10 protein-coding genes are annotated in these 13658 nt (G+C 66.2%); 6 read left to right on the top strand and 4 right to left on the bottom strand.

Translation table 11 applies throughout. From position 1 onward, the window contains the following. The first annotated feature begins 42 nt into the window (after window positions 1–42). Window positions 43–948: an alpha/beta hydrolase gene (locus tag AC07U1_RS18965; protein ID WP_495177902.1), complete on the top strand. Its 906-nt coding sequence runs from the start codon at window positions 43–45 to the stop codon at window positions 946–948. A 27-nt stretch (window positions 949–975) separates the two neighbouring features. Then, window positions 976–1977, top strand: coding sequence for a LacI family DNA-binding transcriptional regulator (locus AC07U1_RS18960; protein ID WP_495177903.1), 1002 nt, complete (start codon window positions 976–978; stop codon window positions 1975–1977). A gap of 4 nt (window positions 1978–1981) precedes the next feature. Here the strand turns inward: AC07U1_RS18960 and AC07U1_RS18955 are convergent, their stop codons facing one another. Then, entirely contained in the window at window positions 1982–2911 is a 930-nt protein-coding gene (locus AC07U1_RS18955; protein WP_495177904.1) for an alpha/beta hydrolase, read from the bottom strand. A 154-nt stretch (window positions 2912–3065) separates the two neighbouring features. On the opposite strand from AC07U1_RS18955, the gene AC07U1_RS18950 reads away from it, so the two are divergent. The 4 genes from AC07U1_RS18950 to AC07U1_RS18935 are packed head-to-tail and all read left to right on the top strand — an operon-like array spanning window position 3066 to window position 9452. Next, window positions 3066–5372 (top strand): TonB-dependent receptor, encoded by a 2307-nt coding sequence (locus AC07U1_RS18950; RefSeq protein ID WP_495197780.1) that lies wholly within the window; start codon window positions 3066–3068, stop codon window positions 5370–5372. Window positions 5373–5376: 4 nt separating this feature from the next. Continuing rightward, a complete protein-coding gene (locus AC07U1_RS18945) occupies window positions 5377–6333 on the top strand; it encodes an alpha/beta hydrolase fold domain-containing protein (protein WP_495177906.1) in 957 nt (318 codons plus the stop codon). 18 nt (window positions 6334–6351) lie between these two features. Next, entirely contained in the window at window positions 6352–7845 is a 1494-nt protein-coding gene (gene treF / locus AC07U1_RS18940) for an alpha,alpha-trehalase TreF (protein ID WP_495177907.1), read from the top strand. A gap of 23 nt (window positions 7846–7868) precedes the next feature. After that, window positions 7869–9452, top strand: a complete 1584-nt coding sequence (locus AC07U1_RS18935) for a long-chain fatty acid--CoA ligase (protein WP_495177908.1) — start codon at window positions 7869–7871, stop codon at window positions 9450–9452. Between the two features lie 158 nt (window positions 9453–9610). Here the strand turns inward: AC07U1_RS18935 and AC07U1_RS18930 are convergent, their stop codons facing one another. The 3 genes from AC07U1_RS18930 to AC07U1_RS18920 all read right to left on the bottom strand — a co-directional run bounded on the left by AC07U1_RS18930 (window position 9611) and on the right by AC07U1_RS18920 (window position 13561). After that, window positions 9611–10624, bottom strand: a complete 1014-nt coding sequence (locus tag AC07U1_RS18930; RefSeq protein ID WP_495197779.1) for an alpha/beta hydrolase — start codon at window positions 10622–10624, stop codon at window positions 9611–9613. Next, the gene (locus tag AC07U1_RS18925; protein ID WP_495177910.1) at window positions 10624–11853 is read right to left on the bottom strand and encodes an MFS transporter; all 1230 of its coding nucleotides are present in this window, start codon (window positions 11851–11853) and stop codon (window positions 10624–10626) included. The genes AC07U1_RS18930 and AC07U1_RS18925 overlap by 1 nt, the downstream gene beginning before the upstream one ends. 367 nt (window positions 11854–12220) lie before the next feature. After that, window positions 12221–13561 carry a protoporphyrinogen/coproporphyrinogen oxidase gene (locus AC07U1_RS18920; protein ID WP_495177911.1) on the bottom strand — a complete coding sequence of 447 codons (1341 nt, stop codon included), beginning with the start codon at window positions 13559–13561 and terminating at the stop codon, window positions 12221–12223. Between the last annotated feature and the right edge of the window lie 97 nt (window positions 13562–13658).

Genomic DNA, 13658 nt, shown 5'->3' with positions numbered 1-13658 from the left:
ATGCCCTTCTCGTTGTTATCGATGTCATCGGAAGGACATCCGATGCTCGATCCCGATATTGCCGCCTTCGCCGGTCCGCCGCAGGAGATGCCGCCGCTCACGCCCGAACTGATTCCGCTGCTTCGCGCGAACATGGCGATGATGGCGGCGGCGATGCCGGGGACCGCTATCGATCGGGTCGAGGATTTCGACGCCGACGGCGTTCCGGTTCGCCTCTACCGCCCCGCGTCCGACGATCCCCTGCCGCTCCTCGTCTTTCTCCATGGCGGCGGCTGGATGTTCGGCGACCTCGATACGCATGACGCCATGACCCGTCACCTCGCCGCGGCGAGCGGCTGCGCGGTCCTCGGCGTCGGTTATCGCCTCGCGCCCGAGCATAAATTCCCGGCCGGACTCGACGATGCGATGACCGCCTTCGACTGGGCGCGCCGATCGGCGGCGGACCTCGGCTGCGACCCGGCCCGCGTCGCGCTCGGCGGCGAAAGCGCCGGCGGCAACCTGACCGCCGCGGCGACCCTGCGGCTCCGCGACGAGGGCAAGCCGCAGCCGCTTTTTCAGCTGCTCATCCACCCCGCGACCGATATGAGCTTTTCGCTGCCATCGTTCGCGGAAGTCGCGGCGCCGGGGCTGTCGAAACCCTATCTCGATGCGTGCCGCGGATATTATCTGGGCGATAGGCCGGAGTCCGACCCTCTCGTCTCGCCGCTGCTGGCCACCAACCATAGGGGCCTCGCGCCCGCGATCGTCCTCACCGCGTCCGAAGACCCGCTGCGCGACGACGGCGAATATTATGCCGCGGCGCTGGTCCGGAGCGGGGTCGAAACGCTCGCCTGCCGCCTTCCCGGCCTGCCGCACGGCTTTCAGTTTCTTCCCATCACCATCGCGGCGGTCGCGGCCGCCAATGACTTGATCGGAGGGCTGGTCCGCCGCTACTTCGCCTGTAGATAGGGGCCGGGTTTAAGGGGACGTGCAGCGATGAGCAGAATCGGCAAGGGCGAACGACCGACCATGGAAAGGGTCGCGGCGCTGGCCGGTGTCTCCAAGATCACCGTGTCGCGCGCGCTGCGCGGCAGCGACCTCGTCCGTCCCGAAGTGCGCGAACGCATTGCAGAGGTGGCGAAACAGGTCGGCTACCGCATGAACGTCGCGGCGCGCAGCCTGCGGACGCGCGAAACGCGGACGATCGCGGTGGTGATCGACCACCGCGACCCCGACCACCAGTCGCACACCGATCCGCTGATCCTCGCGATCATCGGCGGCCTGCTCGAGGCGCTGACCCCCGCGGGCTATTCGATCCTGCTGACCACAAACGAGCATTTCCTGTCGTCCAACGCGGTCGGCGCCGACGGCGCGGTGATGCTGGGTCAGGGCGAAGGCGCGCAGCGGGTGACCGAGGTCGCCGCGATGAACCTGCCGATCGTCGCCTGGGGCGAGCCGGTGCCTGGCGTCGGCATCAAGGTCGTGGGCAGCGACAACCGCATGGGCGGCAAGCTCGCCGCCGAGCATCTCGTCGCACGCGGCGCATCGCGCCTGCTGTTCCTCGGCGACATGCAGCATCCCGAGATCGCCGCCCGCCTCGAAGGCTTTCGCGAGGCGCTGGCGGCCAGCGAAGCGCGGCTGGTCGGTGCGCTGCCCTGCCCCTTCACCCCCGAAGGCGCGGCCGATGTCGTCCGCCGCGCGCTCGACGACGGCACGGTGTTCGACGCCATCTTCGCGGCGAGCGACTTCATCGCCGCCGGCGCGTGCGACGCGCTGCTGGCGCATGGCACGACGGTGCCGGGCGACGTCGCGATCGTCGGGTTCGACGATGCGCCGATCGCCAGCGTCCACCGCCCGTCGATCAGTTCGATCCGGCAGGACGGCGCCGCCGCGGGCCGCACCCTCGGCGCGGCGATCGTCGCGCTGATCGAGGGAAATACGAGCACGACCGCGCATGCGCTTCCCGTCGAACTCGTCGCGCGCGAAACGAGCCGCTGACGTCTCAGCCGAGATATTTGCGGAAGAAGCCGGCGACGATCTTATAGGTCTCGACCGATTCGGGCAGGTCGACGTCCATATGATGCGCGTGCCACAGCCCGTCGAACAGGACGAAGCTCGCCTCGACACCCGCCGCGAGCAGGCGGCGGTGCATCACCGACACCGCGCTCGCGGCAAAATCGCGCGTCGCCGAGATCAGCAGGCTCGGCGGGAAATGCGCGAGCAGTTCGGGGTGCCCGGCCGCCAGCACCAGCGGATCAGAAAGGTCGGCGCCCGAGAAATATGGCAGGTCTTCGATCTTCGGGGTCGCACCCGAGCGGACGCGCGGATCGAATAAGGCCTGCGCCAGCGCCGCATCGCCCGCAAAGGGGACCGGCGCGCCATGGAACAGCCCGATGGCGCCGGGCGGCGGCAGGCCCTGATGAAGACAATGCGCCACCGCCTGCGTCGTCAGCACCGCGCCCGCCGAACAGCCATAGATGCCGATGCTCGCCGGATCGACCGTTTCGGTCACCGCGCGATAGACCGCGACGATATCGTCGACCGCGGCGGGGTAAACATGGTCGGGCGCCAGGCGGTAATCGATCGCGAGCACGCGCATGCCGGCGACCGCTGCGATCGGCACCGCCTCAAGCAGCGCCCCCGGCCCTTCGCCCCACATGAACGCGCCGCCGTGCAGGCAGAGCAGCACCGGCGATCCGGAGGCGCCGCCCGACGGCACGACGTCATAAACCTTCACCCCGGCGATCTCGCGCTCGGCAATATCGACGGCATATCTGGCCGTCGCCTTGTCGAGCAGGCGCTGGTTGTAGGCGGCAAAATAGGGACGCGCTTCCGACAGGTCCGCCGGAGTCGCGGATTCGGTCAGGAAAGCGGCAAACCGCGCTTTCGCTTCCGTGCTGACCCACGGGCCGAATTGCTCGACATCGCTCATGACATCCCCATCCTGCTATCGATATCAGTTATCGACTTGCCCTATTTATAGCGCCCCGGCGGCTTGAAGCAAGAGCTATTGACATCGATATCATTTTCCTTCATCCGCTGTCTCGACCGGATGAATCCGGCTATCCTTTGGGAGGGAAGAGATGATGTCGATGCGTTCCGCCTTTCTTGTCGCACTGGCTTGCAGCGCCAGCTTGCTGCCCGCCGCCGCGTTCGCGCAGGCCGATGCGGCGCCCGCCGACCAGCCGGACACGTCGGCCGAAGACGGTCGCGGCCTCAATGACATCATCGTCACCGCGCGGCGCCGCGAAGAAAAGCTGCAGGACGTGCCGATCGCCGTCACCGCCTTTACCGACGAGGCGCTCGAGCAAAAAGGGGTCACCGACCGCACCTCGCTCGCCGACAACACGCCTTCGCTGTTCACGATCAGCGGCGGCTACCCGCGCGAGTTCGCCTATTTTGCGCTGCGCGGCCAGGGGCCGGCGTTCGGCTCGACCCCCGGCGTGGTCAATTATTTCGCCGAGGTCCCGAACAGCGTCAACGTCGACGGCCGCGTCGGCACCTATTTCGACCTCGCCAACATCCAGGTGCTCGCGGGGCCGCAGGGTACGTTGTTCGGCAAGAATGCGACCGGCGGCAACATATTGTTCGAACCGGTCAAGCCGAAGGACGAGTTCGAGGGTTATGTCCGCATCCAGCTCGGCAATTATGACGACCGCCGGATCGAGGGCGCGCTCAACACGCCGATCGTCCCCGACCGCGTGCTGCTGCGCATCGCGGGCGAGGTCGGCCGCCGCGACGGCTATACCAAGGACGTCGGCCCGTTCTTCGCGGGCAAGGATTACGACAATCTCGCCTATGAAAGCTTCCGCTTCGGGCTGACCCTGCGCCCGACCGACAATGTCGAACTTTATACGATGCTGCGCTATTATCACTCGGACAACAATGGCGGCGGCACCGTGCTCGGCGCGTACAACCCGGCGGCGGGTTTCGACGCCACGCCGCTGGGGCTGGGCTTCCTGCCGGTGGCGGCCTTCTATCCAGGCGTGCTGACCGCGGTCGCCGAACAGCAGGCGCGCGGCCCGCGCCGCGTCTCCTATGACCTCGACCAATTCTCGGAGACGAAATATTGGCAGGTCATCAACCAGGCTTCGGTCCAGCTGAGCGACACTATCAAACTGCGCAACATCGTCAGCTATTCGGAGCTGCGCACGATCTACGGCTATGATTATGATGCGATGCCCTTCCCGATCGCCGGGCAGCGCGGGCGCATCCCGACCGTCGCACCCAATTTCTTCACCGAGGAACTGCAATTGCAGGGCACGCTGTTCGACGACGCGGTCGATTTCTCGGTCGGCGGCTATCTCGACCGCCAGAGCTGGAGCGATCCCGCGGGGATCGAACAATATACTTTCTTCCCCATCGGCACCCTGCTTCCGACGATCTCGGGCTTCTTCACTCAGACGAACAAGAGCGAAGCGGTCTTCGGTCAGGCGACCGTCGACCTCGGCAAGCTGTCCCCCGCGCTCACCGGGCTCAGCATCACCGGCGGGCTGCGCTATACCTGGGAGCATAGCTTCACCTCGCAGACGATCGGCGGCCCGCCGGCGGTCTCGGGGTCGGTCGACAGCGATTATCCGAGCTACACCGCGACCCTCGACTATGATGTGACACCCGGCGTCCATGTCTATGTCACCGCGCGCGACGCCTATAAGTCAGGCGGCGTCAACGGCCCGGTGCCCGTCGGTTCGGCATTCCGCACCTATGCACCCGAACGCCTCTCCGACATCGAGGTCGGGCTGAAATCGCAATTCTCGCTCGGCGACGTCGACGTTCGCGCCAATGTCGCTGCCTATCGCGGCATCTACGACAATATCCAGCGCACCACCGCGGAGGCGGTGCAGACGCCGGCCGGCACGGTGCTGCTCAACGTCACGCGCAGCGCGGCGAAGGGCAAGATCCAGGGGATCGAGCTGAACCTCGCGGTCATGCCGGTGCAGGGGCTGACGCTCAACGGCAGCTATTCCTACATCGACGCGCGCTACACCGAAGTGGCGGATGCGAGCGCGGGGGCGATCCTGAACGGCGCGCCCTTCCCTTACACCCCCAAGCATAAATTCTCGGTCGGCGGCTCGTACGAGACCTCGCTCGGCAGCGTGGGCGACCTGGTGCTCGCGGCCAATTATGTGCGTCAGACCAAGGTTTCGACCGCGCAGACCAACAGCAGCTTCTATAATTTCCTTCCCGCCTATGGCCTGCTCAACGGCAGCATCGGACTGAAGGACGTCGGCGGGCGGCCGATCGACTTCACATTCTTCGTCAACAACCTGACCAACGAGGCGAAGCCGGTCGGGGTGCTCGACCAATATGCCCAGTCGTCGGGCATGGTAGGGCTGACCTATAGCGAGCCGCGGATGTACGGGGTGCGGATCGGCTATCGGTTCGGGAACTGATCCGATGGCAGACCGCCCCGTGCAACCGCCCTTCGCGCCGACCGTCAGCGAAGAAGCGCGCGCCGCCATGGCGCCGCTCCTTGCCGCCGGCTCGGCGCCCGAGATGACCGCGACGCTGATGCGCAACGCGATCACGCGCAAGGCGGTGCGCGCCGCCGCGGCCAATCATCTGAGGCCGCTGAACAAGAGCCGCGCCAGGCGGTTCGACGTCGCGGTGAGCAAGGACAAGGTCGCGGGCGTGCCGGTCAAGCTCGTCCGGCGCCGGGCAAGCGATGCGGCCGCGGACCAGCGGCTGCTGATCAATTTCCACGGCGGCGGCTTCATGGTCGATTCGGGGTCGGAGACCGAGACGATCCCGATCGCCGGGCTGACCGGGATATCGGTCGTCACGGTGATGTACCGCATGGCGCCCGAACACCCCTTCCCCGCCGCGGTCGACGATGCGCTGGCGTTCTACACCGATGCTCTCTCGCAGCGACCGGCAACCGCGATCGGTATTTACGGCACCTCCGCCGGCGCGGTGCTGACGGGACAGCTTCTGGCACGGATCAAGGCCGAAGGCCTGCCGATGCCCGCAGCGGCGGGCGTCTTTTCCGGGTCGGCGGACCTCGCGCTGGTCAGCGATTGCGAGGCGTTTCTGCCGTCGATCATGGGCGCACGGACCGCGCCCGACACATTGGCCGACTATAGCGCCGGGACCGAGCGCACCGACCCGCTGTTATCGCCGCTCTATGGCGACCTGTCGGGGCTGCCGCCGACGCTGTTGATGACCAGCACCCGCGACCAGTTGCTGAGTCAAACGGTGCGCTTCCATCTCGCGCTGCGCAAGGCCGGGGTCGACGCCGACCTGATGGTCTACGAAGGCATGCTCCATGCCTTCTGGGCTTATATGGAATGTCCCGAAACCGACGACGCGCTCGCGGCGCAGGCCGCCTTCTTCAGCCGCCATCTGGTCCGCTGAGCCTTGACCCGATCGCCCATGCGCCCCGACCCCAGTCCCGCCGACCTGTTCGGCCCGCTCCTCGCCAAGGTGCAGGAGCGCGCGATCCTGCCCGACGGCAAGACCTTCGTCGACGCGCTGCCGAAGCGGCCGGTCGCCGAGATCATGCGCGACTTCGCCGACCTGCCCGCTGGCGACGACGCGCTGCGTGCCTTTATCGCGGACAATTTCGATCTGCCCGCGACCACCGAAACCGCAGGACGCACCGCCTCCGCCCAGCCCGTCCGCGCGCGGATCGGCGCGATGTGGAAAGAACTGGCGCGCGCACCCGATGACCTTGTTACAGGCGGGTCGGCACTGCCCGTCCAGCACCGGCACGTCGTACCGGGCGGACGCTTCCGCGAAATCTATTATTGGGACAGCTTCTTTACCATGCTCGGCCTCGTCCGCGACGGCGAGCTCGAACTCGCCAACGGCATCGTCGACGCGATGACCGACCTGATCGAGGCGCATGGCCATGTCCCCAACGGGACGCGGACCTATTATCTCGGCCGGTCGCAGCCGCCGCTGTTCCACATGATGGTCGAACTGCTCGACGACCGCCGTCCCGATGTCGCCGCGCGGCGATTGTCGGCGATGAAGCGCGAACATGGCTGGTGGATGGCCGGCACCGACGAACTGGTGCCCGGTCAGAGCGCGGCGCGCGGCGCGCGGCTGGCGGACGGCCGCTTGCTCAACCGCTATTGGGACCCCCGCGACACGCCGCGCGACGAAAGCTGGCGCGAAGATGTCGCGACCGCCGCAAAAAGCGGCCGCCCCGCCGGCGAGGTCTATCGCGACCTGCGCGCCGGGGCCGAAAGCGGCTGGGATTTCTCGTCGCGCTGGTTGGGCGACGGCACCCTCGCCTCGATCCGGACGACGGCGATCGCCCCGGTCGACCTCAACGCCTTTCTGTTCGGCCTCGAAACCGCGATCGCCGCGAGCCCGGACGCCGAGGCCGGTCGTTATGCCCGACTGGCGGAGCAGCGGCGCGACGCGATGAACCGCCACTTGTGGGACGCCGAGGGCGGCTATTTCGCCGACCATGACATCGACAGCGGCGCATTGCGCACGCCGCTCACCGCCGCCGCGCTCGCCCCGCTCGCCGTCGGTGCCGCGACGCAGGAGCAAGCCGACAGCACCGCCCGCGTGGTCGCAAGCCACCTTCTCGCGCCCGGCGGCCTGCGCACGACGCTCGTCGAGACCGGCGAGCAATGGGACCGCCCGAACGGCTGGGCGCCGCTGCAATGGATCGGCGTCGCGGGGCTGAAACGCTATGGCCATGACGCGCTGGCACGCGACATCGCCAGCCGCTGGGTCGACACGGTCGGCGCGACCTTCGCCCGCACCGGCTTGCTGTTCGAGAAATATGACATCGAAGCGGCCACCGTCGGCAGCGGCGGCGAATATGAGGCGCAGATCGGTTTTGGCTGGACGAACGGCGTGACAGCCGATTTTATCGACGGCTACGCGCTCCTGCCCTCCGGCAAGTGACGCACTGCGGGAGAGAAACGACGATGCTGCCCGGCTTGATGCAGGACGCCCCGCTGCAGATCAGTTCGATCCTGACCCACGCCGCCCGCGCCCACGGCGCGCGCGCGATCGTCTCGAAGTGCGTCGACGAACCTTTGTGGCGCTACGATTGGGCCGGCTGCGAACGGCGGTCGCGGCAGGCGGCGCAGATGCTCGGCACGCTCGGGATCAGCAGCGGCGACCGCGTCTCGTCGCTGGCGTGGAACACCCACCGGCACCTCGAGCTTTTCTATGCCGTCCCCGGCATCGGCGCGGTGCTCCATACGGCGAATCCGCGGCTCAGCGACGAGCAGATCGCCTTCACGATCAACCATGCGGGCAGCCGCATCCTCTTTTTCGAAGCGAACCTCGCCGACCTTGTCGACCGGCTGAAACCGCTGCTTCCCGCCATCGAACATTTCGTCCTGCTGGGCGATCCATATGAAAATCTGATCGCCGCCGAGGATGGCGAATTCGACTGGCCGCGCTTCGACGAAAAGGCCGCGGCCTTTCTCTGCTACACCTCGGGCACCACCGGCGATCCCAAGGGCGTGCTCTACAGCCATCGCTCGATCGTGTTGCACGCGATGGCGGCGGGGCTGAGCAGCGCCTTCGGGTTCAGCGCCTTCGATACGATCATGCCCTGCTCGTCGATGTATCACGCGACCGCCTGGGGCCTGCCCTTCGCCGCCGCGATCAATGGCTGCAAGCTCGTGCTGCCGTGCGACCGGATGGACGGCGCCAGCCTCGCCGAACTGATCGCCGACGAGGGCGTGACCTTCTCGGGCGGCGTCCCGACGATCTGGACCATGTATCTCGCGCATCTCGAGGCCAGCGGCCAGGGCGTCGGCGATTTGAAGCGCCTCGTCATCGGCGGATCGGCGGTACCGCGCGCGATGGCCGAGACCTTCCGCGAAACATATGGCGTCACCGTGCTCCAGATCTGGGGCATGACCGAGACCAACCCGCTCGGCGTGATTTCGACCCCGACCCCGCTGCTGGCAGCCGAGGGCGAGGACTATGCGACCGAGACGATCCTGACGCGGCAGGGCCGGATGCAGTTCGGCATCGAACTGCGCATCATCGACGACGACGGCGCGCCGCTGCCGTGGGACGGCGAGCAAGCCGGCGCGCTGCAGGTGCGCGGGCCGTGGGTCGTCGATCGCTATTATCCCGACTTACCCGCCGCCCATGCCGACGGCTGGTTCGACACCGGCGATATCGGCACGATCGACCGCTTCGGCTTCCTGCGCCTGACCGACCGCGCCAAGGACGTCATCAAATCGGGCGGCGAATGGATCAGTTCGATCGACCTGGAGAATGCCGCGGTCGGCTGTCCCGGCGTCCGCATCGCCGCGGTCATCGGCGTGCATCATCCGAAGTGGGAGGAACGACCGTTGCTCGTCATCGAGCCGCACGACGGTGAGCGGGTCACCGCCGCGCAAATCCGCACCCATCTCGAAAGCCGCGTCGTGCGCTGGTGGATGCCCGACGATATCCTGTTCGACACCGTCCCACTCACCGCGACGGGCAAGATCGACAAAAAGACGCTGCGCGACCGCTACCGCGACCATCTGGCGAAGGGCTGATCGCGGCCTCCAATTTGCCGTCACCCCGGGCTTGACCCGGGGCCTGCCTTGTCTTCGATCGACGCGACGGAAGGAAGGCGGGTCCCGGGTCAAGCCCGGAATGACGACGGGACATGAGGCTACGCCCGCGTCCCATCCCAAAGCCGCCGCCCCGCGCGCTATTTCGCGCCCGCCAGCCTATCCTTCAAAAACCGCGCAACCAGCTCGTTCGCCTGATCGCTCTCGGGCGCCGCCATATAGGCCCAGAAGGCGTGCGGCAGCCCGTCGAACACCACCAGCCGCGCGTCGACGCCCTTTTCGGTCAGCGCCCGCGCGAAGATCGCTGTCGGGCTCAGCAAGAAATCGCGCGAACTGGTGAGCAACAGCGTCGGCGGAAATTTCGACACGTCGCCGCGGATCGGCGACAGGATCGGGTCGGTCATCGCCGTCTTGCCCGCATAGGCCGCGACCCAGTCGAAGCCCGGGCCCGGCATCCAGCTTTCGGAATCGCCGCGCACCCCCAGGTCCGCGCTGCCCGAGAGAAAGCCGAGCGCCGCCGGCATCGGCCGGCCGCTGCTCGCGAGCTTCGCGACGAGTTGCCCCGACAGGACCGCGCCCGCCGACGTCCCGAACACCGCGATTTGCTTCGCGCCCCGCTCCTTCTCAAGCGCCTGATACACCGCTAGCGCATCGTCGAGCGCTGCCGGATAGGGGTTCTCGGGCGCCAGCCGATAGAGCACCGCGACGACCGGCAGGCCCGTGCGCGCGGCAATCGGGATCGTCTCGGTCAGCGATCCCGAATCGATCGCGAAACCGCCGCCGTGCAGGTTGAGCAGCACCGGCCCCTTGCCGAGCGCGCTCACTCCCTTGGGATAGATAATGCGCACCGGCACCCCGGCGATCGTCGCTTCCTCGACCCTCACTTCGTACCGCTTCTGAAGCGCGGCCCCCATGCTCGCCTGCATCGCACCGATGAAGGCGCGGATGTCGGGGAGCGGCGGCAGCGGATCGGGCATCGCCTGCGCCGCCGCGGCGGCGGCCGCCGCCTTGCCTTCGGGGCTCAATGTGTCGGGCAGCGGCCAGTTCTGCAGGCCCAGCGTCGGCAGAGCGGCGGGCGCGACCTGCGCGGCGACGGAAGTCGGCATCGCGCTGGTCAACAGTGCGGCGAGAAGGATCGTTATGCGGCGCTTCATCATTCGGCTCCCGATATGGACATGGCGTCCTGATTGGGGTGGGTGTCGATGGCGGTGCGCCGCGGCCAGGCGCAGAGCGCGCCGAGCAGCGCGAGCACCGACATGGCCAGATAGGCGACCGCCAGACCCTGGTTCCACAGCAGCCCCGACCCGACCATCGCGACCGCGAGAACAGCGCCGAGCAGGACCGCGTTCATCCCCTGTGCGGTGGCGGTAAGATGGCCGGGTACCCGGCGCGCGATCACCAGCATGATCCCGAGGATCGTCCCGGTCGCGGTGATGCCGTTGAGAAGCTGCCCCACGACCAGAACCGGCAGGCCGGGACTCGTCGCCATGATCGCCCAGCGCAGCGCGCCGGCAATCGCCCCCGCCACGATCAGCAGGCGCGGGTCGCGGTTGCCGAGCAGCTTCGCGCCGAACCAGAAGGCGCCGATCTCCGCCGCGACCGCCAGCGCTTGCAACAGGCCGATCACCGTCGTCGAAATGCCCTGCGCTTCCCACTGAATCGCACCAAAACTCGTCAGGACGCCGTGGCTGCCCATGATCAGCGACGCCGCGACCATCGCGAGAATCAGGCCCCCGTCGCCGATCAGGTCGCGCCAGCGCCCGCCGACCGCCGCATCGACGACGGTCAGCTTGCGGTCCGCGGGCAGCAGGACCGCGACGATCGCCGGAGCGATCAGCAGTGTCGCGACCATCAACGGCAACATCTTAAGGCCGAACATACTGATCGCCCAGCCGGCGGCGGCGTTCGACACCACCACCGCGATCGATCCCCAGACGCGCAATCGCCCGAAATCGAGCGACCGGCTGCGCACCGCCATCACCGCATAGGCGTCGGTGAGGACCGGAATCTGGTCCCACATGATCGAAAAGATGATGACGATGCCGATACGCCCGGCATGATCGGGCTCGCCGAGCAGCAACAGGATGATCGCGGCCGAGGCGAGCGAGGTATAAGCGATCGCATTGCGCACCCATCCGCGCCGCCCGACGAAGGCCGCAAAGGGCGCGACGGTCAGCAGCCGCAGGATCATCGGGATCGCGAGCAGCACGCCGATTTCCTCGGCCGAGGCACCGGTGGATTTCAGCCACAGCGGCAGGAAGGCGAAAAAGCCATAATGGACATAGAGCGCGAGATAGAGGCCCGACACGCCGAACCCGAGCCGGCCCGGATCAGCGCCGCCGGAAACCGTTCGCGGCGACGCGCTGCCCTGTGTCGAATCCATCGCTCTCTCCCGTTATGGGCCGCGCATAATCAAAATTGATATCGATGTCATTCAAATTCGCATCGAACGAAAGGCGGCACGCCTCGCAATCCGCGCGAAGCGGGGCGGGGAAGCTATTCTGTTGGAAATGGTGGCAGGGCTGGTTTCGAACTGGATTTTTTATTGTTAAATATCAATATTTTATTCTGTACATACAAATCCTTCCCCCACAGTTTCCCCCACACTGTTCCGCGCGACCCTAACTAAAAATCGAACCGTGGTTTAGCGGGATCAAATCCCAACCGCGACGACCTCTCCCACCATAGCGGTGACGAGAGGTCGCTCGGGCAGCAGTTAACGGAGGAGAAGGCGATCGCTGAGCGGTTGTTCAAACCGTCTCGGAAAGACTGGCGACCGCATGCTCGGCTGCCCTCTTGCCCGTGATCACGCCAGACTCCAACGCGACGAGGCTATAGTCGGCATTGGCGAAGGAGAGGCCTTCGTGGCGCGTCGCCTCGGCCTTGAAATCGATGAGCCGTTTCCAATCGCCGGGCTTCTGCAACGCATAACCCCAGTCGTGTCGGATCACTTCTGAATGCTCGACCCAATCCGGCGAAAGGCCAGGATAGAATAGCTTCAGTTCATCGAAAGCCCGCGCGAGAATCTCCTCGTCCGACTTGGCGAGCATTTCCGGCGCGCCCGGAAAGGCAGTCCACGCGGAGATGATCGCTTTCCCACTCGGCACGAGAAACGGGCGGGTGACGCTGTGATTAATCGACATGTTGAAATAGCGCTGCCCGAGAGACACGATGCCGAAGCTGACCGCAGCGCTATCGAGCGGCCGGTCCAGATGGAAAAAGGCCAGTGCGAGCCGCGTATGATGGAAATCGTCGAGGATTTCTTTCGCACGCGGGAAAAGGTTGGGCGTGATCTTGGCCGCTGCGCCGGGCGCCGTGCACAGGATGACATGTCCCGCCTCGATGATGCGTCCATCCGCGAGCTTAACGCCGCTCACGCGGCTGTCATTCATCGACAACTCGGCGACTTCGGCATTCAGCATAACGGGGACATGTTCTGCGAGCTTACGCGGAAAGGAGATGTTCCCTTCGCGAAAGCCATATTGCGTCGGCTGCTTCAGATGGCTGCGGAACAAGCGCACAGCATCAAACAGGCTGAGGTGATCGAGCGATGTCCCCGCGTTTCCGTAACACATGGGGCGCAGAATGAAGTCGCGAAATTTCTCGCCGGCCCAGGCAAACCCCTCTTCGGCGGACACATTGTCGTACTCCTCGACATAGGCATCGAAGTCATAGCTTGGATAAGCCTTGCCCATCGTCGAATATTGCAGCGTCGCGCGGGCAAGGTCGGCCGCGCCGCGGACCCCGAGGAAGCGTAGCAGTTCCGCTTCGCCGTCGATGACGTGCGATTTGCCCTTCTTGTCGATGTGCTGAACCACTCGGGCCTTTTCGACGACAAGATCGCCGGTCATCCCGAGCTCGTCGACCAGCGCGAGCGCATTGGCGTAGGTCGAAAGGAGATATTGCTGGCCAACCTCGACCTTATCGCCCTTCCACTCATGCGTCATAATACGTCCGCCGACTTGCCCGGACGCTTCAACAACGAGGACGCTGCGCCCCGCCTTCTGGACCGCATAAGCGGTCGAAAGACCGGTGATGCCCGCGCCAACCACGACCACATCGGCTTTATTCGCATCGGAAACGATCGGCACAGCTCATCCTCCTGGGTTCTGGGGAACGGCCATTTTCGCCTCACCGACGAGCTTCCGCCGTCCCGCGTTGTTCGCCGACTCGCAGTCTTACTGATCG

The organism is Sphingopyxis sp. GW821-FHT02C12, assembly GCF_059421785.1.
This window is presented reverse-complemented; position numbering and strand designations above follow the sequence as displayed.